General features: G+C 50.4%; 29 protein-coding genes. 11 read left to right on the forward strand and 18 right to left on the reverse strand.

From position 1 onward, the window contains the following. Nucleotide 1 precedes the first annotated feature (1 nt). Both BQ7397_RS08440 and gap read right to left on the reverse strand, forming a co-directional pair. Nucleotides 2-1,180, reverse strand: coding sequence for a phosphoglycerate kinase (locus BQ7397_RS08440; RefSeq protein ID WP_077075632.1), 1,179 nt, complete (start codon nucleotides 1,178-1,180; stop codon nucleotides 2-4). Nucleotides 1,181-1,223: 43 nt separating this feature from the next. After that, entirely contained in the window at nucleotides 1,224-2,234 is a 1,011-nt protein-coding gene (gap, locus tag BQ7397_RS08445; RefSeq protein ID WP_077075633.1) for a type I glyceraldehyde-3-phosphate dehydrogenase, read from the reverse strand. Between the two features lie 148 nt (nucleotides 2,235-2,382). On the opposite strand from gap, the gene BQ7397_RS08450 reads away from it, so the two are divergent. Both BQ7397_RS08450 and BQ7397_RS08455 read left to right on the forward strand, forming a co-directional pair. Beyond that, nucleotides 2,383-2,904: a guanylate kinase gene (locus BQ7397_RS08450; RefSeq protein ID WP_077075634.1), complete on the forward strand. Its 522-nt coding sequence runs from the start codon at nucleotides 2,383-2,385 to the stop codon at nucleotides 2,902-2,904. Between the two features lie 103 nt (nucleotides 2,905-3,007). After that, nucleotides 3,008-3,982 (forward strand): DMT family transporter, encoded by a 975-nt coding sequence (locus tag BQ7397_RS08455; RefSeq protein ID WP_077075635.1) that lies wholly within the window; start codon nucleotides 3,008-3,010, stop codon nucleotides 3,980-3,982. Nucleotides 3,983-4,084: 102 nt separating this feature from the next. Here the strand turns inward: BQ7397_RS08455 and BQ7397_RS08460 are convergent, their stop codons facing one another. The 7 genes from BQ7397_RS08460 to BQ7397_RS08495 all read right to left on the reverse strand — a co-directional run bounded on the left by BQ7397_RS08460 (nucleotide 4,085) and on the right by BQ7397_RS08495 (nucleotide 11,400). Beyond that, nucleotides 4,085-5,275: a M20 metallopeptidase family protein gene (locus BQ7397_RS08460; protein ID WP_077075636.1), complete on the reverse strand. Its 1,191-nt coding sequence runs from the start codon at nucleotides 5,273-5,275 to the stop codon at nucleotides 4,085-4,087. Between the two features lie 48 nt (nucleotides 5,276-5,323). Then, nucleotides 5,324-6,520, reverse strand: a complete 1,197-nt coding sequence (locus BQ7397_RS08465) for a trans-sulfuration enzyme family protein (protein ID WP_077075637.1) — start codon at nucleotides 6,518-6,520, stop codon at nucleotides 5,324-5,326. Further along, on the reverse strand, nucleotides 6,513-6,869 hold the full coding sequence (locus BQ7397_RS08470) for a carboxymuconolactone decarboxylase family protein (RefSeq protein WP_077075638.1): 357 nt from the start codon (nucleotides 6,867-6,869) through the stop codon (nucleotides 6,513-6,515). Before BQ7397_RS08470 ends, BQ7397_RS08465 begins: the two co-directional genes overlap by 8 nt. 4 nt (nucleotides 6,870-6,873) lie before the next feature. Continuing rightward, nucleotides 6,874-8,766, reverse strand: coding sequence for an aminotransferase class I/II-fold pyridoxal phosphate-dependent enzyme (locus BQ7397_RS09605; protein ID WP_083703476.1), 1,893 nt, complete (start codon nucleotides 8,764-8,766; stop codon nucleotides 6,874-6,876). 11 nt (nucleotides 8,767-8,777) lie between these two features. Further along, nucleotides 8,778-9,461, reverse strand: coding sequence for an amino acid ABC transporter permease (locus BQ7397_RS08485; RefSeq protein ID WP_083703477.1), 684 nt, complete (start codon nucleotides 9,459-9,461; stop codon nucleotides 8,778-8,780). 23 nt (nucleotides 9,462-9,484) lie between these two features. Beyond that, nucleotides 9,485-10,357 carry a transporter substrate-binding domain-containing protein gene (locus tag BQ7397_RS08490; RefSeq protein ID WP_077075639.1) on the reverse strand — a complete coding sequence of 291 codons (873 nt, stop codon included), beginning with the start codon at nucleotides 10,355-10,357 and terminating at the stop codon, nucleotides 9,485-9,487. A 224-nt stretch (nucleotides 10,358-10,581) separates the two neighbouring features. Continuing rightward, the gene (locus BQ7397_RS08495; RefSeq protein WP_077075640.1) at nucleotides 10,582-11,400 is read right to left on the reverse strand and encodes a copper amine oxidase N-terminal domain-containing protein; all 819 of its coding nucleotides are present in this window, start codon (nucleotides 11,398-11,400) and stop codon (nucleotides 10,582-10,584) included. Between the two features lie 203 nt (nucleotides 11,401-11,603). On the opposite strand from BQ7397_RS08495, the gene panD reads away from it, so the two are divergent. Then, nucleotides 11,604-11,987: an aspartate 1-decarboxylase gene (gene panD / locus BQ7397_RS08500; RefSeq protein WP_077075641.1), complete on the forward strand. Its 384-nt coding sequence runs from the start codon at nucleotides 11,604-11,606 to the stop codon at nucleotides 11,985-11,987. 116 nt (nucleotides 11,988-12,103) lie between these two features. Here the strand turns inward: panD and hcp are convergent, their stop codons facing one another. The 3 genes from hcp to BQ7397_RS08515 form a co-directional block, all read right to left on the reverse strand. Further along, nucleotides 12,104-13,723, reverse strand: a complete 1,620-nt coding sequence (gene hcp / locus BQ7397_RS08505; protein WP_077075642.1) for a hydroxylamine reductase — start codon at nucleotides 13,721-13,723, stop codon at nucleotides 12,104-12,106. Nucleotides 13,724-13,817: 94 nt separating this feature from the next. After that, nucleotides 13,818-14,471, reverse strand: a complete 654-nt coding sequence (locus BQ7397_RS08510; protein WP_159435167.1) for a Crp/Fnr family transcriptional regulator — start codon at nucleotides 14,469-14,471, stop codon at nucleotides 13,818-13,820. Continuing rightward, a complete protein-coding gene (locus BQ7397_RS08515; RefSeq protein ID WP_077075644.1) occupies nucleotides 14,461-14,793 on the reverse strand; it encodes a hypothetical protein in 333 nt (110 codons plus the stop codon). The genes BQ7397_RS08510 and BQ7397_RS08515 overlap by 11 nt, the downstream gene beginning before the upstream one ends. Nucleotides 14,794-14,996: 203 nt before the next feature. On the opposite strand from BQ7397_RS08515, the gene BQ7397_RS08520 reads away from it, so the two are divergent. From BQ7397_RS08520 to BQ7397_RS08555, 8 genes are all read left to right on the forward strand, one after another. After that, nucleotides 14,997-15,680, forward strand: coding sequence for a P-loop NTPase family protein (locus BQ7397_RS08520; RefSeq protein ID WP_077075645.1), 684 nt, complete (start codon nucleotides 14,997-14,999; stop codon nucleotides 15,678-15,680). Nucleotides 15,681-15,692: 12 nt separating this feature from the next. Continuing rightward, complete coding sequence (locus BQ7397_RS08525) at nucleotides 15,693-15,914, forward strand: 4Fe-4S dicluster domain-containing protein (protein ID WP_077075646.1); 222 nt, start codon at nucleotides 15,693-15,695, stop codon at nucleotides 15,912-15,914. A gap of 12 nt (nucleotides 15,915-15,926) precedes the next feature. Beyond that, on the forward strand, nucleotides 15,927-16,985 hold the full coding sequence (locus tag BQ7397_RS08530; RefSeq protein ID WP_077075647.1) for a 3-methyl-2-oxobutanoate dehydrogenase subunit VorB: 1,059 nt from the start codon (nucleotides 15,927-15,929) through the stop codon (nucleotides 16,983-16,985). Between the two features lies 1 nt (nucleotide 16,986). After that, the gene (locus BQ7397_RS08535; protein ID WP_077075648.1) at nucleotides 16,987-17,733 is read left to right on the forward strand and encodes a thiamine pyrophosphate-dependent enzyme; all 747 of its coding nucleotides are present in this window, start codon (nucleotides 16,987-16,989) and stop codon (nucleotides 17,731-17,733) included. After that, on the forward strand, nucleotides 17,733-18,290 hold the full coding sequence (locus tag BQ7397_RS08540) for a 2-oxoacid:ferredoxin oxidoreductase subunit gamma family protein (RefSeq protein WP_077075649.1): 558 nt from the start codon (nucleotides 17,733-17,735) through the stop codon (nucleotides 18,288-18,290). The genes BQ7397_RS08535 and BQ7397_RS08540 overlap by 1 nt, the downstream gene beginning before the upstream one ends. Continuing rightward, nucleotides 18,280-18,774 carry a ferritin-like domain-containing protein gene (locus BQ7397_RS08545; protein ID WP_077075650.1) on the forward strand — a complete coding sequence of 165 codons (495 nt, stop codon included), beginning with the start codon at nucleotides 18,280-18,282 and terminating at the stop codon, nucleotides 18,772-18,774. Before BQ7397_RS08540 ends, BQ7397_RS08545 begins: the two co-directional genes overlap by 11 nt. Nucleotides 18,775-18,984: 210 nt before the next feature. Next, nucleotides 18,985-19,863 (forward strand): AAA family ATPase, encoded by an 879-nt coding sequence (locus BQ7397_RS08550; RefSeq protein WP_083703478.1) that lies wholly within the window; start codon nucleotides 18,985-18,987, stop codon nucleotides 19,861-19,863. Nucleotides 19,864-19,870: 7 nt separating this feature from the next. Continuing rightward, nucleotides 19,871-21,538, forward strand: a complete 1,668-nt coding sequence (locus BQ7397_RS08555; protein WP_077075652.1) for a hypothetical protein — start codon at nucleotides 19,871-19,873, stop codon at nucleotides 21,536-21,538. A gap of 77 nt (nucleotides 21,539-21,615) precedes the next feature. Here BQ7397_RS08555 and BQ7397_RS08560 read toward each other — a convergent pair whose 3' ends face one another. From BQ7397_RS08560 to BQ7397_RS08585, 6 genes are all read right to left on the reverse strand, one after another. Then, entirely contained in the window at nucleotides 21,616-23,433 is a 1,818-nt protein-coding gene (locus BQ7397_RS08560; protein WP_077075653.1) for a leucine-rich repeat domain-containing protein, read from the reverse strand. Nucleotides 23,434-23,600: 167 nt separating this feature from the next. Further along, complete coding sequence (locus BQ7397_RS08565; protein WP_077075654.1) at nucleotides 23,601-23,879, reverse strand: hypothetical protein; 279 nt, start codon at nucleotides 23,877-23,879, stop codon at nucleotides 23,601-23,603. Nucleotides 23,880-23,883: 4 nt separating this feature from the next. Next, complete coding sequence (locus tag BQ7397_RS08570) at nucleotides 23,884-24,624, reverse strand: YfjL-like protein (RefSeq protein WP_077075655.1); 741 nt, start codon at nucleotides 24,622-24,624, stop codon at nucleotides 23,884-23,886. Continuing rightward, nucleotides 24,621-24,926, reverse strand: a complete 306-nt coding sequence (locus tag BQ7397_RS08575; protein WP_077075656.1) for a hypothetical protein — start codon at nucleotides 24,924-24,926, stop codon at nucleotides 24,621-24,623. Before BQ7397_RS08575 ends, BQ7397_RS08570 begins: the two co-directional genes overlap by 4 nt. A 175-nt stretch (nucleotides 24,927-25,101) precedes the next feature. Next, nucleotides 25,102-25,506, reverse strand: coding sequence for a DUF6508 domain-containing protein (locus BQ7397_RS08580; RefSeq protein WP_077075657.1), 405 nt, complete (start codon nucleotides 25,504-25,506; stop codon nucleotides 25,102-25,104). Nucleotides 25,507-25,529: 23 nt separating this feature from the next. Further along, complete coding sequence (locus BQ7397_RS08585; RefSeq protein WP_077075658.1) at nucleotides 25,530-25,973, reverse strand: hypothetical protein; 444 nt, start codon at nucleotides 25,971-25,973, stop codon at nucleotides 25,530-25,532. Between the last annotated feature and the right edge of the window lie 79 nt (nucleotides 25,974-26,052).

Genomic DNA, 26,052 nt, shown 5'->3' on the forward strand with positions numbered 1-26,052 from the left:
CCTACACCTCTTCCATAACGGCGATGGCGGGAAGAATTTTTCCTTCCAGAAATTCCAAGCTGGCGCCGCCGCCTGAGGAAATGTGGCTCATCTTATCCTCCAGCCCGGCCTGTTTAATGGCCGCCGCGGAATCGCCGCCGCCGATAACCACTTGAGCGTCCAAATCGCCCAATACTTTGGCGAGAGCCACGGTGCCCTTGTCAAAGGGAGCCGTTTCAAAGACGCCGGCCGGTCCGTTCCAAACCACGGACTTGGCATTCTTTAAGCCCTCGGCGTAGGCCTTCACCGTCTCTTCGCCGATGTCTAAGGCCATTTCGTCGGACTGAATGCCATCGAGAGATACGGTGCGTGCCGTCTTCGGTTGGTCGATACCCTTGGCCACGACCAAGTCCACGGGAAGCTTCAGGGCCACGCCCTTTGATTCGGCCTTGGCCATAAGCTCCTTGGCGTGATCCACTTCCTCGGCTTCCACCAAAGAGGCGCCCATGTCGTAGCCCTTGGCCAATAAAAAGGTGTTGGCCATGGCGCCGACGATAAAGATGCCGTCCACCACATTCATTAAATTGTCGATGACGGAAATTTTGTCGCTGACCTTGGCCCCGCCTAAGATGGCCATAAAGGGCCGCTTAGGTTTTTTAATCAAATCGGAAAGCACTTGGACTTCCTTGCCCATTAAATAGCCGAGAGCCGAAGGCAAATGCTTCACGATCCCCACATTGGATGCGTGGGCACGGTGGGCGGTGCCGAAGGCGTCGTTGACGTAGCAGTCGGCGAGGGATGCGAGATCTGCCGCAAAGCCCTCGTCGTTTTTCTTTTCTTCACTTCTGAAGCGCAGGTTTTCCAAAAGACCCATGTCGCCGGGTTCGAGCTCCCGGGCCATGCGGCGCACATTGTCGTCCACCACCGCGCCGGAAAACATGGGGGCGATTTTGTGATTCAATACCTTTTCCGCCGCCTCGCGCACCGGCTCCATGGAAAAAGCTTCGTCGTAGCTGCCCTTGGGGCGTCCTCGGTGGCTCATTAAGATCACCGATGCGCCTTTTTCCAGCAAATAGTCGATGGTGGGCTTGGCCGCTTCGATGCGGGTCACGTCGGTGACCTTGCCGTCTTTCACGGGCACGTTAAAATCCACCCGCACCAACACGCGCTTGCCTTGAACGTCCATATCTTTTAAATCCATAATTCCTCCAAAAAAATCGAGCCCCTAAAGAGCTCGACTTCTATTACATCTTCTCTGCAACTAATTTTGCCAAGTCGATGACTCTTTGGCTATAACCCCATTCATTGTCGTACCAGGAAAACAGCTTGACGAAATTGCCGTGAGCCAAGGTCAGAGATGCATCGAAAATCGACGCGTGCTCGTTGGCGATAATGTCGGAGGAGACGATGGGCTCTTCCGTGTATTCCAAAATGCCCTTCATAGGACCTTCGGCGGCTTTTTTCACGGCGGCGTTAATTTCCTCTACGGTGGCGGGTTTTTTCAGCTCAAAAACCATATCCGTAATGGAGCCCGTGGGTACGGGCACGCGAAGAGCATGGCCGTCCAGCTTGCCTTGAAGCTCCGGCAAGACCTGGGCCACGGCCTTGGCGGCACCTGTGGAGGTGGGGATGATATTTTCCGCCGCCGCACGGGCTCTACGCCAGTCCTTTTTGTGCTTCGTATCGTGAATCTTTTGGTCATTGGTATAGGCGTGGACCGTAGTCATCATGCCCTTTTCAATGCCGAAGGTATCGAGTATAATCTTTGTCACCGGCGCCATGCAGTTCGTGGTGCAGGATGCGTTAGACAAGAAGTGGTGTTTTTCGTTGTCGTAATGATCGTCGTTGACGCCCATGACGATGGTAATGTCTTCGCCCTTGGTCGGCGCCGAGACGATGACCTTCTTTGCACCGGCCTTAAAGTGTTTTTCCGCGCCGTCGCGGTCCTTAAAGGCACCGGTGGTGTCGATGACGATGTCTACCTTGTTTTCTTTCCAGGGAATGTTTTCGGGATCCCGTTGGTCGGAAATAATAATATCTTTTCCGTCGATATTAAAGCCCTTGTCCGTTACCTTAATAACGCCGGGATACGCGCGGTAAATGGTGTCGTGGCGGAACAAGTGAGCCATGAGCTCCCAGTCGCCGCTGGCATTTAATTGCACCAGCTCAAAGGGTAAGTCGTCTCTCAGGCAAATACCGCGAATCACGTCGCGGCCGATGCGACCAAACCCGTTTACGCCTACACGAATAGTCATTGTATCCTCCTTGAAGTCCAATATTATCTGTTTAAATGATACCCGGCGGGGAAAATTATATCGCCGTCTACCATAAAAATCCATCTGTTTCATCATATCAGAAACTGCTCCTCAATGCGATAAGCAATGGAAAAAGAAAGGAAAAATTATGCTCTTCGTCCTCCAGGGTCCTTCCGGATCGGGAAAGACCACCCAAGCCGCCCACCTGGCGCGGGAAAAAAGCTTCGAAAAAATCATCACCGCCACCACCCGCGCCCCTCGCCCGGGAGAGGTTCACGGCCGGGACTACTACTTCCTCGATGAGGATACCTACGACGAGAAATTAAAAAAAGGCGAGCTCCTGGCCCCCACCTCCATTCACGGCGCGCACTACGGCATTCCCAAGGCCGATCTCCTTTCCGTCATTCGAAGCAAGAGCCGCCACGCCCTGGTGATCCTGGACGACAAGGGGGCGCGGGAATTAAAGGCCATGGGGGCCTTCGTCATCGGCCTGCGCTTAGACGAAGCTACCCGCCATGCCCGCCTTCTCAAGCGAAAGGACGAGGGCCGTTTCACGCGGGAGCGCTTCGACATCCGCTGCGACGCCACCGTCGACGCTTCTCAATCGGAAGATGCGGTTTACGACGCCCTTTCGGCGGTGGTGGACAAGGCCCTCGCCGAAAACGCCTGAAATTTTTAATTGTTCATAAAAAAATTCACCGTTCATTTAAAATTTTTTTCGATTTCCTCCGCCGCTTTTTGAAATTTTTGGTAGAATGAACTGGGGTGACATTATGAATTACTTATACGTTTTCGCAGCTGCATTTCTGTTTTCGTCCATGGAAGTCGCCATTAAATTTACCGGCGGCGTCTTTAATCCCGTTCAACTGAACTTTATCCGCTTTTTGGTGGCGGGGCTTTTGCTCTATCCCATCAGTCGGCGGGAGCTGAGCAAGCTTACATATACCTTGGCGAAGAAGGACTACCTCCACTTCGCCTTTACGGGCTTTCTGTGCATCGTCGTCTCCATGACCTTCTACACCTTGTCCGTTTCCTTCCTTGACGCCCACGTGGCCGGGGTGCTCTTTTGCGCCAATACCTTTTTCTCCATGCTCCTGGCCCACTTCTTTACGGAGGAGAAAATGAATCGGCCCATGCTCTTCGCCGTCTGCCTGTCCTTTGTGGGCTTTCTCGTCCTCATTAACCCGCTTCACTTTAAGGGCTCCCTTCTCGGCGTCGTCATCGTCCTGATCTCCGCCCTGTCCTTTTCCTTCTACGCCCTGGTGGGAAAAATCCTCTACAAGGACGCCCCCTTTAAGGCGGCTACCATTACCTCCCGCTCCTTCCTCTTCGGCGTGGCGGAGCTATTTGTCCTGATTTTAATTTCCCGCACGGCTCCCGTGGCCGGTGCCTTAAAAGCCGCCGGCCTCGACGTCTTTGCGAACATCCCCATTATTCAAGGCATTCAAGAGGATAATCTCCTTATCCTCTTCTACATCTCCGTCTTCGTCACGGGCCTTGGCTTTGCCAGCCATCTTTTCGCCGTGGAAACCAATCCCGTGGCCGTGTCCTCCCTGGTCTTTTTCGTGAAGCCCGTCCTATCTCCCATTATGGCGGCGATTTTTCTCGGAGACATTGTTTACAAACACGAAATCTTCGGCATCCTCGTCATCGCCGTCGCCTCCGGCCTGATTCTTTCGGAGCAACATCGGCGGGAACAGGTCGTCGCGCTGCAGGAAGCGGAGTCGCTGCAGGAAGCGGAACTCTAAACATGATAAGCACGAAAAAAGACGGCGTCACAACAGACGTCGTCTTCTTTGTTTTCCGGAATATTTTTTAAGTGATTATTTCCAGCTTCACAACTCTATTCTCTAGCCGGCATTGTTCAAAAAGCCTTTAGCAATTAAATAATTGACCCACACACCCAAGGATAGTGCGCGATCGTCTACATCGAACTTTCCATGATGTGCTTCGGCCCCAAAGCCCTCTTCTACATTTCGTGTTCCTAAAAAGCCGAAAGCTGCGGGATACTTTTCTCCGTAGCGACTAAAGGGTTCCGATGCGTACCAAGTGTGACCCGATAAGAGTTTGCCCCCGAGATCGCCGCTGATACTGTCTCGAATCGATCGTACAAGCTCCGAATCATTGACTAAGGGCGAATAAATTTCCGACTGTAAAAACGTCGCTGTACAGTTTTGTGCTCGAGCCGCGTAATCGGCAACTTCTTCCAGAATTTTTGTAGCTACAACGCCTGAATCGGGATCGAAAAAACGAAGGGAACCGCCGATTTTCACCTCATCGGGAATGGCGTTCCACGACGAACCGCCGTGAATGGTCGTTAAACCTAAACTTACCGGATGCGCGGGATCCATCCGATTTGCCCAAGCGGAGCCGAGTGCATTAATAATGGATGCCGCGGCAAATAAGGGATTCTTCGCAAGATCCGGTCGGGAACAGTGTCCTCCCTTTCCCTGCACGGAAATATCGAATGGAAACACGCCCGACATGACCGGCCCTTCTGAAAGAGAAAAATACCCGCTGTCGACAAAGCTTGCCACATGCATTCCCCAAACGCCGTCGATGGGTTCCAAACTTTCTAAAACTTTCAACATGGGAAGGATACCCGTGCCATTTTCTTCGCCTTCTTCAAAGGCAAACAGCACCCTTCCCCGAAGTTGATCTTTTCTTTCCGCCAACAACTTCATCGTCCAAAGCGCGATGGTCATATGAGCATCGTGGCCACATAGATGGGAAATCCCTTCTTGTTTTGAAACGGCGGTTTTCTTAAATTTTAAATTTTCCTCATCTTCTTGAATAGGAAGTCCATCGATATCGCTTCTTATTACAAGGGTCTTCCCGGGGACCGACATGTCAAGCACCGCAACAAATCCCGTGCCTTCCGCTTCCACGATGTCCAGGCCCAGGTCGCAAACAAACGCCTTTAAGAATTTGGATGTATGCACTTCCTTACCGCTCTCTTCAGGGTGTTCGTGAAGATGTTTTTTTATTGCAAGAAATTCTGCCGTCGTTTCATCAATTCGCTTACGAATTTCATCGTTCATCGTCTCACCTCACCTTTCCCAATTGAAAAGGGCCCGAGGGCCCTCTTGCTATTTTATGGCGTCCAAGCCACGTGAAATATCGTCAATAATGTCTTCGGAATCTTCCAATCCGATGGACATACGGATCAGATTTTCCTTGATTCCCATACTGTCGAGAACGTCTTGAGCATATCCTTTGTGAGTCATGACAATGGGAAGCTCTACCAAGGTGTCGCAATCGCCTAAGCTTACCGCCAGCTTCGCCAGCTTAACATGTTCGACAAATCGTACGGCATCTTCATAGTCGCCCTTTAATTCGAAACTCAGAATCCCACCGAATCCGTTTTTCATTTGCTTTTTCGCCACTTCATAAGAAGGATTCGTTTTTAAACCGGGGTAGTGCACCCTTTCGATTTTCGGGTGTGCTTCGAGAAATTCAGCCACCCTTTGTGCATTCTCGTTGTGCTTCGCCATTCTAGTGGAAAAAGTTTTTAATCCACGTATCAACAACCAGGCGTCGAAAGGACTGATGACGCTTCCGAAAAGACACATAAATTGGAATCGCAAACAATCCATATACTCCTTGTCATTGGCAATGGCCACGCCGCCGACCACGTCCCCGTGTCCGCAAATATACTTCGACGCACTGTGTACGACCACGTCGACGCCGAGTTCCAAGGGGTTTTGATGGTACGGCGTCGCAAAGGTATTGTCGATGACAACTTTAATTCCGTGTTCCTTGGCTAGAGCACAAACCCCTTGGATATCCACAATGCCCAAAAGCGGATTGTCCGGACTTTCGAAATAAATCAGCTTCGTCTCCGGACTTATCGCTTCTTTCAGTGCGTTCAGATCCTGCAGATTCACAATTTTGTGCGTTATACCGAATCGTTCCAGCGTTTTCGTGACGAAATTAAAGGTGTTACCGTAAAGTGTTTGATTAATGATGATCTCGTCCTCGGCTTCCAGCAGGGACATAATTACTGCACTAATGGCGCCCATGCCCGATGAAAAACCGACGGCATAGCGCCCCTTTTCCAAGGTCGCCATAATCTGCTCAAACACCTTTATCGTCGGATTGCCTCCGCGGGTATACACATAGTCATCTTCATCGCTTCCCATGGCCTGCAAGACATGATCGATTGAATCAAAGGTGAAGTTCGAACTTTGAACGATGGGCATGGACATAGCTCTGTAAGGAAAAGGATCCATTTGGTGGCCGTGAATGCACTCCGTATCCGCTCTGAATTTTTTTTCCTTACTCATCCGAGGCCCCCTCTTCCGACAGCTGATCAAAACAATCTAACGCCAGTTGGCTGTATTTTAAACCGGGACACGATTGAAGTACGATCGTCAGCTCCAGACATTCCACCAATTCTTCACGACTGCAGCCCAGTTCATACAGGCTGATCGTATGATGGATTACGCATTCATCGCATTTGATTATAATGCTCATGGCCAACGATATGAGTTCTTTGGTCTTTTGATCTAAAGCACCTGCGCTTCTTGCTTCATTAGTGATCGTTGCCAGACCATCCATGACTTCGGGCATGGCCTCGACCAACCTTTTTCTATTTTTCTTTGTCGCTTCGAATCGTTCTCTGAATCCTTCCATAAATTTATAATTCCCCCAATGCTTTCGTTACATTATAAATGACCTTTTTCATTTGAAAACCGGAACAGCCCACATTAAAATAGACGATGCTGGTTAAATCTTGATTGATTTCCGATCCCATAGTGGGAATGGCAAAGGCCTTTTCCTTCCAAAAGCTTCTCAGCTGCTTGTCGGATAGGTTCATGGACCGGCAGTCGATTCCCAAAATGTGGCTTTTTGTACCTAAGCCGAAAAGTTTCAGCCCGCCTTTTTCCAAACATTCCAAAAAGTCGCGGCGATTGTTTTCGATGACTTCTCTCGACGCCATTAGCCAATCCCGATTGTTTCCCATGTCCTTCATGATGATTTCATCTAAGCAAGAGGGACGGGGATAATATTTCTCTTCGTAGGTTGATGTGAATTTTTGCGTGAAGACTTCATTATTACTTAAAGCGAGAGCAAATTCAAGGCCCGGCATATTGAATGAGACCGTCGGGTTCATAATGGAAAACGCCGGCGTGTTCACATCGCGAGTAAAATCTAAAACCGTGCGGAAAGACGGCTGACCGAGTAAGAATTCTTGCCCCGCTTCCATGCCTACGAGGACGAGATTCTTTTCGCTGGCAAATTCTGCAATCTCATTAAGCATGTCACCGGAATAGGTCTTCGATAAAAACAGATCCGGATTCGACAGAACGATCATCTCAGTACCCTCTTGAAGGCACTCTGCCAACTTAACCTTCACGGCAGAGACGTCTTCATCAGCGATATTTGCATAGTAACTTACGCGCCCCGCATTTTCTATTAACCGTTCATATTTATCTCGTTCAGAGGACAGGATAAGAACCTCGCTCCCGACTTCCGTAAAGCTTTCTAAAATATTTCTCAGCGCGAGTTCAGCGCTTTTCGCATAGGATATTTTTCCCTGTTCCGTCCCGTAGCCGTATTGACTCTTCATCCAATCAATAACCGAACGGTAAAAATTGTCCGACAAAAAGTCGATTCCCGCAACGTCACTGGAAAGACGAGCCATAATTCTGTCGCGTAATTTAACCGGCATTTCAAAATCTAAGTCCTCGACCTTTAAGGAATAAAGAGCGTTTTCCGGAAGAATTTCTTTCCACTTTAAGGAATTGGAATAGCGACGGTTAATGTCTTTATCTACTTTTGCTTCTTCGGCAACATTCGCCGTGCGATTTAAAAATTCACGGGTCCGCTCTTCTTTGGGATCGGTAAAGATCACATTGGGCGGGCCTTCTTCAACAATGTGCCCGCCTTCCATAAAGATGATTCGATCGGCTACCTCTTTAGCAAATTCCATTTCGTGGGTCACAATCAACATCGTCGTCGTGCGGTCGATGGCTAAATCCTTAATGACCTCTAAAACTTCGCCTTTGAGTTCAGGGTCGAGAGCCGAGGTGGGCTCGTCGAAAAGAACCAAGTTCGCATTGACGGCAACAGCTCGTGCGATGCCCACACGTTGCTGTTCGCCACCGGATAAGGTAATGGGATAGGCGTTGGCCTTTCCTATTAAGCCGACGGTTTCCAACCATTTTTCCGCTCGTTGTCGCGCCTCTTGTTTATCGACGCCCTGGACGGTGACCAGCGGCTCCATAATGTTTTCAATGGCAGTCATGTTCTTGTACAAATTCGAACTTTGGAATACCATGGACGCTTGGCTTCGAACAAATTTAATATCTTCTTTTGACAGATTGGCAAAGTCGACACCTTTTCCGTCGAAATTGACGGTCCCTGAATCCGGCCGCTCCAGCAAATTCAAACACCGAAGCAAAGTCGATTTTCCCGTTCCCGAAGGGCCGATGATTGCCGTCGTCGTTCCCGGATCGATGCGAAGATCGATGCCTTTTAAAACTTCGGTACCGGAAAAGCTCTTTCTTAATTTCGAAATTTCAATCAAACCGACACCTCCTATTTCTTATAAGCCACGGAAATTCGTCTTTCGAATCTCTTTTGGAATTGGGCCACAATGATGATGACGACCCAATAAAAGACAGCGGCAATAAGGTATGTTTCTAAGGTTCTATAGGTCACCGCCGCCGTGTATTGGGCGCTTCCCATGATGTCCATGATGCCTATGGTCATACCTATAGAGGTCATCTTAATCAGATCCAATAAAGCGTTGATTATAGACGGTGTGGCCGCAACGCTTGCTTGAGGCAAAATGACACGTCGCATGGCCATGGGAAGAGACATGCCGAAAGACACACTCGCCTCATATTGGCCTCGATCCACACTATCAATGGCCCCTCTTAAAATTTCAGAAATGTATGCCGCACTGTTTAAAGAAAGGCAGATAACCAAAGCCGCCGACTTCGGAATCATCTTCATCGGTTCAAATACTTCAGGTAAACCGTAATAAAAGATAAACAATTGAATAAGCACAGGCGTGGCTCGGCAATACGCTTTAAAAACATTGATAACAGAATTAATCGCCTTATTATTTAACAATTGCAACACCGTCAAAATGACAGCTAATGCCAGTGCAATAGAAAAAGAGACTAAAGATAAGTAAGCCGTTATCTTTAGTCCTTTAACCAGCATCGGGAACATTTGTATAAAATAAGGCAAAAACTGATTGATAAAATAATCCATTTTTGCTCCTTTTCTTAGAACAATTATTCAGCTTTTGTGATGTCCATTCCTACCCATTTTTCAGAGATTTTTTGTAATGTGCCGTCTGCTTGAATGTCGGCGATAAATGCATTGATGGCATCGAGGAGTTCCTTGTTTTCCTTCTTTACAACTAATGTCCCCGGTTCACTCTTGAATGCAGGCGTTACCTTCAGAGGAAGGCCCGTGTCTTTAATGGCGGTAAGACCTTGGACGTCTTGTGCTAAGCAGCCGTCGATCTTTCCGTTAGCCACTTCCTTCAACATGCCTTCAAGGGTTGCGGAGTTGTAAATTTCCCACTTCACTTCACCGTTGGGGTACATGGCGTCAATATCATTCTTCATATTGTTGCCTGCACCGACGCCGATTGTTTTGCCTGCCAGGTCTTCAGCCGTCTTAATGTCTTTTTCATCTTCTCTTACAATGATTAAAGATTTGAAATAAGAGATCGGTTCCGAGAAAGCATATCTTTGTTCGCGTTCCGGCGTCGGTCCCATTTGGGCGGCTACTACTTGGGCTCTGTCCGTATCGAGTAAACCTAAAAGACCGGCGAAGTCAGCTTGTTCCCAGTTAACTTTAATGCCCGTTCTCTTTTCAAATTCGTTCCAGATGTCGATATCGTAACCGACCAGTTTGTCGCCATCCATGAACTCGAAGGGCTTGTAGCCGGGGGATGTGGCGACGGTGATTTCAGAAATATCCAATCCGTATTTCTTGTCGTCGCCGGCTGCCGCTTCCGTGCTTTCGTTTGCGTTTTTGTTTGCATTTGCATTTTCCGTTTTACCATTGTTTGTTTCCGCTTTTCCGCAAGATACCAGCAGCATCATTGCAGCCACAAGGAGTAAAACGTACTTCATTTTTGAAAAATACTTTTCCATTCTTTCACCTCTGAGCTTTTCTAAATCTTATAAATTCTATGTGCTTCACACGGAAGCACATTAAACTACAAAATCAGTATACACAAGAAATAATGAAAACGGTTCGATATAGATAAATAATTTATAATTTCTGTATCTATTTGTTTTTCAAATGGTTCTTCATGTTTAAATAATAGCTCAAACGCAAAAGACGGAGGCGTGAACCTCCGTCTCTTTGTTTGCACTTATTTCGTAATTTGAACCGTGGACAGAATCTCCGGCAATTGTTTCCGCGCGTCATTGTAGGCCTTTTGTAATTCCTTACTTTCCAAGCTGGTTTGCACGTCGGAGGCGCAGATGAAGATTAGGTACTTGTTCCCGATCCGCCCCACGACGTAACAGGGAATGTCGCCTTCCGGCTTGTCGGCGATGTCGAAGCAACCCACCCAGCCGATGGCTTCGTCGAAGGCGTGGTTTTTCTTTTCGTAGAGGCTCTTTCTCAAATAGCCGTCGTCCATTTTTTCTTCCTTGTACAGGAACATGCCTTTCTTGTCTTCGGGAATGGTGACGGTGACGTTCTTATAGACCTGAACCGTTTCACCCTTAACCTTTTTGCCGATTTCCATGTCGCCGAAAAAGGCCGCCCGATTCTTTTCGTCCCATTGCACCTTCACGCCCAGGGCTTCGGCGACGAAGCGCATGGGCAGATAGGTGCGGTTTTTAGAAATGCGGGGCACCGTGTCCATGGTCTTCTTCACGCCGTTGACCGTGTAGGCCTTTTTGCCGATGGTCATGACCACATTCTTGTCGCCTTTCGTCAAGGTGACCTGACGCTTCTCTGCGTTCCAGTTGACCTTGCCGCCCAGTCCTTCGGTGACCACGCGCACCGGCAGGGTGACGCGATTGTCTTTCATTTCCACGCCGGTAAAGTCGTCGAACATGGCGGCTTGCACGCCCTTAATGTAGACGTCGATGGGGTATTCGTCGTCGTCATCCGGCCCGTTGGCGAAGGCCAAGGTGGGGATGAAGCACAGGGCGAGTAAAATAAGTACTAATTTTTTCATGGTTTCTCCTTTCTAAAACAATTCCTACGCTACTATTTTACCCCCCCCCCCGAATAAAATATACAATCCCTAAAATAAATTGCATTGGCCAGTTCATCGGCGTATAGTATTTTCCGGAGATCGTATTTTTATAAACGATACTCGCCCTTTAAGGGGCATGAAGACACAGCGGATTTTCCGCCGACAATTTTATAAGGAGAATTATGCAAGTAGAAATGTTACAGGGCAAAATTCACCGGGCGACGGTGACCCAAGCTGAACTTAACTATGTGGGAAGCATTACCATCGATGAGGCGCTCCTGGAGGCCTCGGGCATTAGAGAGTATCAGAAGGTGCAAGTGGTGGACATCGACAACGGATCCCGTTTGGAGACCTACACCATTGCCGGCGAACGCAACAGCGGCGTGATTTGTTTAAACGGCGCCGCCGCACGACTGGTCTCTGTGGGAGACAAGGTGATTATCATGAGCTACGCCGCATACGAGGCCAATGAGCTTACGGCCTACGCGCCGAAGGTGGTCTTTGTGGACGAAAACAACGGCGTCAAACAAATCGCAACCTACGAAAAACACGGCACCTTGTCTTAAAGGCAATGAAATAAGGGGCAGAGTTTATTTCGCCCATAAAAAAACCCGCCGCGTGGCGGGTTTCATCATTATGCCGAAGGAAGGATCTGCCTTCCTTCTTTTTTTGTGCAAAATCCTTAGGCCAGAATCAGGTTTTGAATGTCTTCTTCCACGGTGCCGTTGGGGGCAATGTTGAAATTTTCCACCAGCACCTTCACCACATTTTCGCTTAAGAAGGCGGGAAGGGTGGGGCCCAAGTGAATATTTTTCACGCCCAGAGACAAAAGGGCCAAGAGGACGATGACGGCCTTTTGTTCGTACCAGGCGATGTTGTAGACGATGGGCAGCTCGTTAATGTCGTTCAAGCCGAAAATTTCCTGCAGCTTCATGGCGATGACGGCCAGGGAGTAGGAGTCGTTGCATTGGCCGGCGTCCAAGACCCGGGGAATGCCGCCGATGTCGCCCATGTGCAGTTTATTGTAGCGATACTTGGCACAGCCCGCCGTTAAAATCACCGTGTCGTCGGGCAGAGCCTTGGCAAATTCTTCGTAGTAGTTGCGGTCTCTTTGGCGTCCGTCGCAGCCGCCCATGACCACGAATTTCTTAATGGCGCCGCTCTTCACCGCATCCACGACCTTATCCGCGAGAGCGAAGACTTGATTGTGGGCGAAGCCGCCGACGAGGGTGCCTTCTTCGATTTTTTCAGGCGCCTCGCAACCCTTGGCCTGCTCGATAAGGGCGGAAAAATCCTTGTGGCCCTTTGCGTCTTCTTCAATGAATTTCGCACCCGGATAGCTTGCCACGCCGGTGGTGTAGAGGCGGTCCAAATAGCTGTCGTCCTTCGGCGGCACGATGCAGTTGGTGGTCATAAGGATGGGGCCGTTGAAGCTTGCAAACTCTTCTTTTTGATGCCACCAGCTGCCGCCGTAATTGCCGACGAAGTGATCGTACTTTTTAAATGCGGGATAGTAATTGGCGGGAAGCATTTCCGAGTGGGTGTACACGTCCACGCCGGTGCCTGCCGTTTGTTCGAGGAGCTCTTCCATATCCTTTAGGTCGTGGCCGGAAATTAAAATCCCGGGATTGTCCCGCGGCTCCAAGGACACCTCCGTCATTTCCGGATGGCCGAATTTCGTCGTGTTGGCTTCATCTAAAAGAGCCATGGCCTTGACGCCGTTTTCCCCGGTCTTTAAGGTGAGAGCCACGAGATCCTCCACAGACAAATTATCGTCGGTGATCTTTTCCAAAGCTTCGGCAATAAAGGCGTGGACCTCGTCGTCTCTGAAGCCCAGCACATTGGCGTGGCGGGTGTAGGCCGCCGTGCCCTTTAAGCCGTAGGTAATGAGTTCTCTTAAAGAGCGAATGTCTTCATCTTTCGTGGCGAGAACGCCGATTGCATCGGCCTTCGCGGCTTCCGTAAGCCCTTCCCGCACGTCGAATGCAGCTTCGGCGGGAAGATCAGCCATGCCTTCGGCCAATTCCTTTTTCATGTCCAGGGTCTTTACAATGTATTCTTCCACCGTTTGCGAATTGAAGTTCGCATTGGTAATGGTGGTAAAGAGATTGTCCGCGATGCGGTCTTGTACGGCGATTTTCTTATCGCCTAAATCCCCCTTGCGATTGGCCACTTGGGCCAGGCCCTTGGTGACGTAAATCAGTAAATCCTGCAGATCCGCCACGTCCTTGGTCTTTCCGCAAACCCCTTTGACGGTACAGCCTTTATTGCCGGCGGTTTCCTGACATTGAAAACAAAACATCTGTTGCCTCCTTCTATATTCTTGTTTTAGCTTAGCTCCAGTATATGCGCGGGCAAATAAATTGTACGTAACCATTGTTACGCACAGTTAAAAACTAAAATAAAAGGGATTCTAATTTTTCCGGATCGAAGGACAGCTCCCTGCCCTTCAAATCGATATAGCCTTCTCGATGCATTTTCATCAGCTCGCGAGACAGTGAGGGCCGGGGCACGGCCAGGTAATCGGCGAGCTCTTCCCGGTTCATCAGCGTCATTGGCTCGCCTTCGGGATTTTTAAAGAGCAAGTGGCGGGCGATCTTTTTGCGAAGGCTTCCCGCCGAGAGGATGAGCAGCTTTTGATTGAGAAAATAGGCTTTCTTCGCTAGGACCTGAAGCATATTTTCTGTTAAACGCTGAGCTGTGGCGCCGCCCGCGAGATCGAAGGCTTCTTTGGGCACGAAAAGCAGGCGGCTGTCCTTCACGGCGCGGCAGGCAAAGTCGTAGGGCCTGTCTTCCAAAAACAGATACACCTCGCCGAACACCGTCTCGGGCTTGTCGAATCGATTGACCATTTGCCGCTTGCCGGAATAATCGTTTTTCTCCACCTCCACTACTCCGTCGAGAAGAATAAAAAGCCCCGTCGCCTCGTCCTCTTCTCGAAAGACGTACTCTCCGGCGGCCACCTTTCGTTCATAGGCGCCCAAATTCTTTAAATAAGCATCCAGGGCCCCCCCGTCGACGCCGCGAAAAAGCTTGCTTCTATCGGCCACGCCGTTCACCTCGTCTCAGGCCACGCAGGTGATAGCTCGTGGTGTGTACCGCGCGGGAAAGATCCGCTCCCGTGAAGAAGCGCCGCCGAGAGGACAGGCGGGCCCGCTGCACCCGGCGCGCCAAATACATGGGCCGTGGGCGACGGGAAAGGGAGCGCAAAAAGACACCGGCGGCTGCGGCCGCGGCCTTTTTTCCCAAAAGAGGCAGAACCAGCTCCGACTGCCGACGTTTAAATCGACGCACGGCATCTTCCGCTTCCCGGGATTTTTTAAAGCCGCTCTTTGCTTCCAAGCGAAGACGTTCATTTACTTTTTCTCTCATAAGGCCCTCCTGTTATTATTCTTACTATAAAAATAACCGATAACGTTACATCTTAAACCGAAAACCGAAAATTGAGGCGTAATTTGCTTAATTTTAGCTACGCCTTTCGGACTTTTCATATATATGGTATATTGTCTTTAGCAGAAAACGTTAACCAAGGCGTCGACGTTTTTCGCTGCGATTCTTTAAGAAAGGAAGAAATTATGGATTGGAAGAAGCATCACAGGATTCTCATTATTACCGGCCACTTCGGCAGCGGTAAGACGGAAATGTCCATTAACTTGGGCCTTCAGCTTCGCGAGGAAGGCGAAGAGGTGACCATTGTGGATTTAGATATTATTAATACCTATTTCCGCATCAGAGACAAGGACGATCTCATGAATGAAAAGGGGATCCGCACCCTCTCCACCGGTGTCAAGGCTCGTGCCGTGGATATTCCCGCGCTGGATCCGGCGATCGACGCAGCCCTTTTGTATTCGAAAGGACGGGTCATCGTCGACGTCGGCGGCAATCCCTCCGGTGCTCGCGCCCTCGCCCGCTACCGCCCCACCCTGGAGGAAACGGGATACGAGCAGATCTTTGTCATCAACTCCAATCGTCCCGAAACAAAAACCCCTGAGCAGGTCATCAAATTTATGGAGGACACTCAGGCTACCAGCGGAACGCAAATCACCGGCTTATTTAACACCGCCCACTTTTTAAAGGACACCACGGCAGACGATGTTGTGGGGGGCCTGAAATTGGCTGAAGCGGTGAGCGATCAAACGGGCTTGCCTCTGTTGGGCACGGCATGTAAGCGGGACTTGGTCGACGAGGTCAAGGCGCGCACAAACGATCTGTATATTCTTCCCATCGATCTGTATTTCAGAGATCAATGGATGCTATAAGGAGGAAAACCAATGGCAAAAGGAAAAGTCACTTTCGATCAAGAGTACTGCAAGGGTTGCGCCCTTTGCGTCTCTGTCTGTCCCAAGGACGTGTTGGCTTTAAAAACCGACGAATTAAACCCTAAGGGCTACAGACCTGCCTACGCAAAAAATCCGGATGACTGCATCGCATGTGCATCGTGCGCCATCATCTGCCCCGACTCTGTCATCAGCGTCTACCGCATCGAAGAGTGAAAGGAGTCTCACATGTCTGAAAAAATTCTAATCAAAGGTAACGAAGCTGTCGGCGCCGCACTTATCGCCGCAGGTTGCAAAACCTATTTCGGATACCCCATTACGCCTCAATCCGAAGTTCCCGAATACTTAGCAAGAGAACTGCCGAAGATCGGCGGAACCTTCCTTCAAGCCGAATCGGAAGTCGCTGCGATCAACATGCTCTACGGCTCTGCCGGCACCGGCACCCGCGTAGCAACCAGCTCCTCTTCCCCCGGCGTTTCACTTATGCAAGAAGGCATCAGCTACATCGCTGCTTGCGAGCTTCCCTGCATGATCATCAACATGATGCGTGGCGGCCCGGGCCTCGGCTCCATTCAACCGTCACAAACTGACTATTTCCAATCCACTCGCGGCGGCGGCAACGGCGACTATCGCACCCTCACCTTAGCTCCTGCATCGATCCAAGAAATGGTCGACTTAATTCACCTGGGCTTTGACCTGGCTGATGAATACCGCACCCCCGTTATTATGTGCGGCGACGGCATGCTCGGACAAATGATGGAACCCATCGAATTCAAAGAATTTGAAACCAAAACCTTTGACAAATCCGACTGGGCAGCTACCGGTACCCAAGGCAAACGGGAACCCCATATTATTAACTCCCTCTTCCTCTCTCCCGACGAATTGGAAGCACAAAACAAAAAGCTCATCGCTAAATACAAAGCCATTACCGAAAACGAAAAGCGCGCCGAAGTGATCGACGTGGAAGACGCCGACATCGTCTTTACCGCATTCGGAACCACCAGCCGTATCTGCCGTTCCGCAGGCGAATTATTAAAAGCCGAAGGCTACAAGGTCGGCTACGTTCGCCCGATTACCCTTTGGCCCTTCCCCGATAATGCCTACGATAAGATCAACGACAATTGTAAAGTCATTTTAGACGTGGAATTAAACCAAGGTCAAATGGTGGAAGACGTCCGTCTCGCCGTCCTCGGAAGAATCCCCGTTGAATTCTACGGACGCCAAGGCGGTATGATCCCCACGGCTGAAGAACTCAGAGACGTGGCTTTAAAGTTATTGGAGGCGTAAAATGGAAAAACTCATCTACACGAAAAGTAAAGCATTAACCGACGTTCCTACCCACTACTGCCCCGGCTGTACCCACGGCGTCATCCACAAGCTCGTGGCTGAATGCTTGGAAGAATTAGGCATCACCGACAACACCATCGGCGTCGCCCCCGTCGGCTGTGCCGTACTCGCATACAAATACTTTAACTGCGATATGTACGAAGCTGCCCACGGACGTGCACCGGCCGTCGCTACCGGCATCAAACGCTCCACTCCTGAAAAATTCGTCTTCACCTATCAAGGCGACGGCGACTTGGCATCCATCGGCTCCGGCGAAATCGTTCAAGCAGCTCACCGCGGCGAAAAGATTTCCACCATCTTCGTTAACAACGCCATCTACGGCATGACCGGCGGTCAAATGGCTCCGACCACTTTGATCGGCCAAAAGACCACCACCTCGCCTTTGGGCCGTCAAGTCGACTGGTCCGGACGTCCCATCCGCATCGCCGAAATGCTCGCCACCATCGACGGCGCAAAATTCGTCGAACGGGTTGCCGTCAACACACCGGCCAACATTCGTAAAGCGAAAAAAGCTATTAAACGCTGCTTCGAAATCCAATTGGAAGGCAAAGGCTTCGGCATCGTGGAAGTCCTTTCCGCCTGCCCCACCAACTGGGGTTACCCGCCGGCAGAAGCATTGAAATGGTTGGAAGAAAACATGATTCCCTACTATCCTTTGGGAAATTTGCGTAACGGGGAGGATCTATAATGGCTACTAACAGAGTAATCGTATCCGGCTTCGGCGGCCAAGGCGTTATGGGCATCGGCCAACTGTTGACCTATGCCGGCATGTTCGACGATAAACACGTATCCTGGTTGCCCTCCTACGGCCCCGCCATGCGCGGCGGCGCAGCAAACTGCTCCGTCATCATTTCCGACGAGCCCATCGGCGCACCGAACATCTCTACCGCCGATGCAGCCATCGTTATGAACGAACCCTCGCTGGACAAATTCGAATCCTACGTCGCACCGGGCGGCCACATTTTCATTAACAGCTCCCTGGTCAACAAAGACACGAGCAGAAAAGACATTACGTCTCACCACCTGCCCGTCAACGACCTCACCGCAGAATACGGCAACCCCAGAGTCCTGAACATGATCATGATCGGCGCATTTAACACCGTTCTGAACATGGTTAGCCAACAAGCCTTGGAAAAGGCCGTCGACAAGCTCTACGGCAAAAAAGGTGAAAAAGTGACGAAAATGAACTTAGACGCCCTGAAATTCGGCCAAGACAAAATGAAGGAGATCCTCAATGCGAAATGAAGTTGAAATCCTAAGACAAGCTATGCTCAACGAAGTGGAAGGCGCTGAATTCTACAAGCTGTCTGCAGACAAATTCGCCCCCTCCGCAACGAAAGACGCCCTCTTAGACCTGGCACGCCAAGAAGAAGACCACATCGAATATTTAAGGAGCCTTTCCGAAAAAATCATCGACGACTCCAGAAGCATTAACTTCGATCCCGAAGCCCTGAAAAAAGAAGTACCCTCCCCGGGCATCTTCAAATGGGATAAGGTCGACGAAGACATGGTTCGCCTGGCCGTTACCGTCTTCTCCGTAGGTCTGAACATGGAAAAGGATTCCGTGAAATTCTACACCGAAGCCAAAGATAAGGTCGAAAGCGCTGAATCCAAAAAGCTCTTCGACATCCTGGCAAAATGGGAAGAAAGCCACGTCGAAACCCTGCAAAAACAATACGACATCTACCAACAGGAATGGTGGAACATGCAAAACTTTGAACCCTTCTAAAGAGAAGAGATCGACAAAAAGAGCCCGCTTCGGCGGGCTTTTTCTGTTGCTTTTTTCTTATAACCGGCCGCTGATGAACCATTGAAGCATTTTTCCGGCCCCGGCGCGGTTTTTCAGAATACCGACTTATTTTAGTGGTACAATACATATAAGACCAGCCGTTCATGTATTGACGGCAAATCGAAGTGAAAAAATAAATGAGAGATGAACATGAATCAAAACAACACCATCGAACAATTTATCGAATCGAATCCTGTCCCTCGGGAATACAAAGACCGCATTCCCCAACCCCGCTTCCACTACCACGGCGAGGAAATGCTGCGCGCCGCCACGGCAGCCATTTTGTCAGGAAAAAATTTGCTCCTCGTCGGCGAAAAATCCACGGGCAAAAACGTGCTGGCGGAAAATTTAGCCGCCCACTTTCAGCGCCCTCTGTGGAACGTGTCCCTTCACATGAGCATCGACGCCCCGGCCCTGCTGGGCGACGACAGCTTAAAGGGCGGCGACGTGTTTTTCAGAGAAGGCCCCATTACCTTGGCGGCGAAGGTCGGCGGCTTCGCCGTGCTGGATGAGATCAACATGGCGAAAAACGAAGCTCTGGCCGTGCTCCACTCCGCCTTGGACTACCGGCGCATCATCGACATGCCGGGCTACGACCTGATCAAAATCCACCCCGCCACCCGCTTTATCGCCACCATGAACTACGGCTACGAGGGCACCCGGGACTTAAACGAAGCCCTGCTGTCTCGTTTCGTCGTGCTGAAAATGCCGCCTCTCGCAGACGACGACCTGAGTCTATTGATCGCCGAAACCTATCCGGAGCTGAAGCCCGCCTTTATCCGCGACCTGTGCCGACTGGTGGCGGACATCCAACGCAAGGCCGACGCCAACGAAATCACCCACCACGCCATGGATATTCGCGGCTTCTTCGATGCCGTGGACTTGGTGAAGGAAGGCTTGGAGCTGAAAGAGTCCCTGAACTTGAGCCTCGTCAACAAAATCTTCGATCTCTACGAAGAGGAACTGGTGGCCGATTTAATCAAGGCGCGCTTCAAAGAACCGCTCCATCTGTCGGATCTGGTGAAATAGGCCGCCTATGAAATCCCATGGAGACAACAGGCCCGACAATCTTCAATGGGCGGGCGCGGAAAATTACGATTATAAACCCGTTCTCTACGGCCTGGACCTTGCCGGCAATCCGGACTTCTACTTAAACCTGATCCTCGGCCTCTCGGCAAAATACTTCGGCGCCGACACCTTGGACAGCCTCTTCGACCGCTTCTCCGGCCAACTGCAGCGGGAAAAATACGACCTCTTTGCCCTCTACCTTTTGGAAGATGTCGTCTATCACCGCGAAGGGAAGGAACGCCCCGTGCTTTCGGATCTTCGGAAAGATTTCGCCCGCCGTTTCTTAGACGATCGCCACGACCTGCGCCGCCGCACCCTGGCCCTTCGTATCCCCCTCTTCTACGCCATGGAAATGAAGCGCACCCACGACATTCTTGGGTTGCCCTATAAAAAGCTCAACAAGAAAGAAATGGCACTCTACGAAAAATTCCGCCTGCCTCAAGACACGACAAAGGACGATTTAGAGGCCAATATGGTGGCCCTCTTCACTCAGTACCTCCGCTACCGGGAGCATGCCCGGCCATTGCCTCCCTGGCTTCCCGACATCCACCTCTTCTCCATTCCCGGCTACGTCTCCGTCGAGCGCGCCAATGTGCCGGGAATCTTTCATCGCGAAGGAAAAGGCGGCGATCTGCCCGTCTTCATCAATTTCTTTCGCCGCTTTAAAAAAGACCGGGAAGCCGACATCGAAAACAATTTCGGACGGAATCTTTTTTCCGAAGAAAAGAGCCTGGCCTTGAACCGCGCCATATGTACCGACGGCCACAGAAAGTCCCGCATCTTCTTTACAAGAGGCATTGATGACGCCGATAAGCGCTTGAATCAAGACCTGAACGCCCGCACCGTGCGCCGCCACCTGCTTCAATTTCAAAAAAAACAGGCCACCTACCGCCGCGCCATCGACGAAATGACAAAGGCCTTTAAACTGAAGCTGGCCTCTGTCACCGACGTGGACGGCGAAGCGGCTAAAAGCGGCAAGCTCGTTCCCCGGCGTGCCTTTCGCTCCCGAATTTCAAATCGCGCCTCCATCTTCGAGCGCAAAAACCTCATTCCCGCCCCCGGCTTTCAAGTGGACCTGGTGCTGGATGCCTCCGCCTCCCTGTTGCCCATCGAATCGGATATCGCCATCGAGGCCTATATCCTTTCAAAATCCTTGCAAAACAACGGGATCCAAAACCGCATCCTCTCCTACCAAACCGTGGAAGACACCACCGTCGTCACCATCTTAAAGGACTACGACGAGGCCGCCGACATGAAAAGAATTTTCCGCTACAAATCTATGGGCTGGAATCGGGACGGCCTCTTTTTCAAAGCCTACCCCACCCTGATAAACTCCAAGGCGCCCCTGCTTAGCATCGTGCTTACCGACGCCAATCCCAACGACTTTAAGCCCTTGGCGGGCAAGGGACTGCGGTTCGGCAAAGCCTATTCCGAAACGCCGGCCCTGGAAGATACGGCCCGCTTCCTGGACGCCCTGGTGCGAAAAAATGTGAAGGTCCTCGCCCTCTTAAACAGCGATTACGTCGAAAACGCAAAGACACTCTTTCACCACCGTTTCGTGAAGATTCAAAAAATCGAACAGATCGCCCACGTGGCGGGAAAGTGGATTCAAAAAGAACTGGTGAAAATGAATTAATGTGCACGCAAAAAGACGCCGATATGGCGCCTTTTTTATTGCGGTGAAACGACACGGAATCGTGCCGCGATTTCTTCCTAATCGATCTTCAGTTTTACATTTAAAGCCCATTCATAGGCACCGCCAAAGACAATCATCATGTTCACATCCACGGTCTTTCCTTTGTTCGCTTCGCGGAATGCGTCAGATATAGTAAGCGTGATCTTATTCGAATTCAAATCATAGGCGGCTTCGACGCCATCGGTTTTCGATTCGATCATCGTGTACATTTGCGCACCTTGAAGCGCATCCTCGTCGCTTACCTCCTCTTCCGCCATCACCTTGGCGAGGGAGATGAAGAGTTCTTTAAAGCCCTTGTAGGGATTGTCGAATTCCACATCCGCCGACGTTACGGTAATCGGCTCTTCCTTGGTCACCGATTGAGCCCAGAAGTTTTGACTTCCGACGCCGTTGGCTACGGCCACGTAGCGCTTGGCGATGGATTCGCCCAGTCCCACATAGGTTTCAATGTGGTTGCCGGAAAGGTCGATGTCCTTGATCTTGTCGAAGTTTTTAATGACGGAGACGTCCTTTAGATTGTTGGCGGAAAGATCCAGGAAATTCAGCTTCGTCAAATTTTTCAGAGACGAAATATCGGAAATTCCGCCGCTGTTGATGCGCTTACCGTCTATTATCTCTTGATGCACATTGTTGTGCAGATCCAGGCCCTCTAAATTGACCAAACCTGCCAAAGGCGTCACGTCTTCGATCCAGTTATTGTACAGCTTTAAGAAGGTCAAATTGGTAAGGTCCTTCAGTGGTGTCAAATCGACGATACGGTTTCTGGAAATTTCCAGGTATTCCAATTTCTTTAAATCCTTCAGAGGCGTAATGTCGCTGATTTCATTTTCATTTAACTTGAGATGCGTCAGGTTCTTGGCGTATTGAATGCCTTCGATGCTCTTAATGCCGTAGCTGGTCATAAATTTATACTCCGGCGTGCCTTTGAGGCTTCTCGGCGTTCCTAAAATAGATTTTTTGGCGTCGTCCTTAATCCCCGGCTTGCCCTCGTCGTCGAGATAGTGAGAAATCATAGTGAGGCTTTCCATTTCTTCCTTCGTGACCTTTTGATCGTCGGGACGATTGGGATCCAGGTTTTTGTTAATGACCTTTAAGAACAAGGGGTCCGGAATATTGACGTACTTGTCTTCGGGATTCGGCGTCGGATTCGGTTTCGGGTTCGGTTTCGGATTCGGCGTCGGCGTTACGCTCGAAGAGTCGCCGGATTTTCCGCTATTGGGTTTCTCCTCGGCTTTCTTCTCCAGAAGCGCCAATTTGTCGCGAAGAACATTTCGGGTTTCCAGCATGGGAAGACCGTTGTAGATGAGATCAAAGATGTCTCGGCGAATGGATTGTTTGGTAAAGTCCGTAAGGGCGATGCCTTCTAACAGGCCCGTCTTCTTCGCGTAATCGATATAGGGGCTCGCCCAGTTCTTTCCTTCGACACGGTTCGTGTCCTTAAAGTCTCGGTCCAGTCTGACCGCAAAGGCGATGACTTCCTGATAGCTGATCGGCGCATCGGGTTTGAAGCGTCCGTCGGGATAGCCCGCGGCTACACCTAAATCCTTCATCAGCTCGATGTACTTGTAAGCCCAGTGAGCCTTGGATACATCCGTAAAGCCAAGGCGGTTGTACTCTTTCTTTTCAGCCACGCCTTCCATACCGGAAGCGTGAACGAGCAGCTTCATAAATTCCGCCCGGGTCAGCGTCGCATCCAGCTTCAAATCGCCCCCGTCTCTGCCGACGACGATGTCTTTTTGCTGCAATACGCCCACCTTGTCCACTTGGGCGAAGCTCGGAGATGCAAAGCCGACCAACATCACGAAGGCCAGCAGACATCCGATGAATTTTTTCATTATTTCCTCCTTTTGTTTGAATGAAAACCTCAAACAAGAAACTTTATATTTTTATTTTAACATGAATGATTGCCTCACGATTTTGTATCGAAAAAAATTATGCGCACTTCAAATTTATTTAAAATACAAATAAAAAACCCGCCGAAGCGGGCTTGAAAATCTTATCTTCAATTATCACGGGTTGCTTTTTTGAAAAGATCGACGCCGTTCAGCGCGATTGATAGAATCGTCAAGATCCACAACGCCCGGCTCAAGGTGGGCATGGTGTCCATGAGCCCGCCCCAATCTTCTTTCAGTACCCGTGCGGCGCCGTCGGCGTAAAAGGCGCAGAGGGTGAGGGCCGTGAGGGACAGGCTCGCCCAGCGAAAGGTCTCACGATGCTTGCCGGGCTTCACGAGATTTATAAATGCGAAGGCCGCGGCGGCGATGCCGAAAACGAGCCACATCTTCTCAGTCCTTCCCTTCCGTGGTCTGTAGCTTCACCAAGGCCTTCAGGGCATCCACATCCCCGCGGCGCACCACATCCGCCGGCACCTCGTAGACGGAAAACATGTCCTCCCACGTTTGCACCTCGCCCTCCTCGTCCCGATCCTTTTCCGGCACGAGATTGATGGCGTAAGCAACCACGTCCAAGTTTTCGGCATCCATGATTTTTTGGAGCGTCTGCAAAAGCTCCATGGCCTCTTCCGCCGTGGCGTCCTTTCCCACGCCGTAAATTTGCGCCTGAAGCTTAAAGGGCAAATGCTTCATGTCCACGGGCTGATCCACCGTCAAATCCTCTGCCGGATCGATCTTGTCCCAATAAGACAGGGTTATCTGATAGGGAAAGTCGTAGGCCTTCTCCAGCCCGCGGCCGTAATCTTGAATTGCGCGGTCGAAGCGCTCCACCGTGTTGTCGATGCGCCGGTCGTAAGTGTCGCGCCTCAAGCGGCCGAAGGAATCGAAACACAATTCAAAGGCCGAATCCACGCTGTTTTTGTCCTTGAGAAACGACACGTAGTCGCCGTCTTTTAAGTTATAGATCACCTTCTCGCGGGACAAATCCAAATCGCCGTACTTCGCCGCGATTACTTTATTCGCCCCGCGCTCCGCCAAAGCCTTCGAAGCGGGATTGCCGAACATGGCGTTCAGCACAAAAAGAGCGACGGCAAAGATGATGCCGAAGGCAATCTTTTCAACACGTGATTTCATCGCAAGCCTCCCAAAAAGCTTCCCAAAAGCGCCAAGGCGCCGTAAACCGCCACGTAAATCAGGGCCGATTCATTGTAAAAAATCCAAATCGACGGCAAGAAACACAAACTCACCGCCAAAGGATAGAGCAGGTGGAAGCCCCGCCTCCTGCCGTAGGCAAAGGAAATGACGAGGCAAAGGACGGGCATGGCGAAGAGCAAAGCCAATATCGCGCCACCCGTGTTCCTCATGCAGAGGGGCAAAAGATAAAATGCCGCGACGATTCCTGCAAGATATGGAAGCATACCTTTAAAAGCCTTCATAGTACCTCCGAATTTTTTACAAGACGATTCTCTCTTTCCATCATTATACCCGCCGGGCGAAATCAATTGACCTCCCCGCGCCATTCTTAGACGAAATCTGCTAATTGTAAAGGAAATGTCGCCAAGCAAAAAGGCACCCTATAGGTGCCCTTGCCTTTGATAAATTGTTCAGCGACTACTCTCCTACCTGCTCATTCCCGTCGATCTCTTTCAGCCGCTTCAGCCACTTCACCACACAGCCCTCTTCAAGCAAGCGAAGCAGAAAGCCCTCGCAAAACCGGTCGCCACGCATACTCGCCACAATGAGGGCCATGACCGTCTGCCCGTCGAGGGCCTCCGGATCCGCCTCGGCCATGGCCTCCGTGCTCCTCTCGATGCCCTGATCTTCAAGAATGGCATGGTAATTCGTGAGCCTCATCTCCTCGTGCGCGTCTACAAAAGCCATGACGTCGTCGAGAAAATCTCTTACCGCCTCAGTGTAGCGCACATATGGAAAGTGAACTTCCTTTTCGTCGATAATCCACTCGCCGTAGCCGTCTTCCTTAAACACATCCAAATACTTTGTCAGACTTTCGTACATGGTGTACTCCTTTCACGGATGGCTTACTTTTCCCGCACACGGTAGATAAAATCGCCGCGGTAGAAAATATCCATATATATTTCCAAATCCTCGTCGCCGCGACTCAAAAAGCCGGTGATGATGCAGTTCATGTAGCCGTGGTAGGTGCTCATAATGTCCATGGCCTTGAATTTCGAATCGAAGGCGTCAAGAAAGGAGATGAGGGTCATTTTTTCGCCGACGAAACTTCCCACATTCCCCGTCAAGACGTTTTTGTATTCCATCATAGTGACGTAGGAATCTTCCGGGGATACGCCGGTGATGATCACATCCCCCTCCACCATGGTATCGGTCATTGTGTCCACGAAGCCGTATTGGGGCATAAGGCGAAGCTCTCCGCTGTCGTAGTCGCAATCCATGGCGACGATATGGGCATCGTGAAGACTGAAGCAATCTCCCGTCTCTCGTTCTCTCTTGTAATCGGTCATAGATCCTCCTTTTTTCTTATTATATCAAAGGCCTGAGAGAATTTTTCCTTCCCACAAAAAAATCCGCAGGGTCATGCCC

The organism is Aedoeadaptatus urinae (genome assembly GCF_900155585.1).
Classification (GTDB): Bacteria; Bacillota; Clostridia; order Tissierellales; family Peptoniphilaceae; genus Aedoeadaptatus; species Aedoeadaptatus urinae.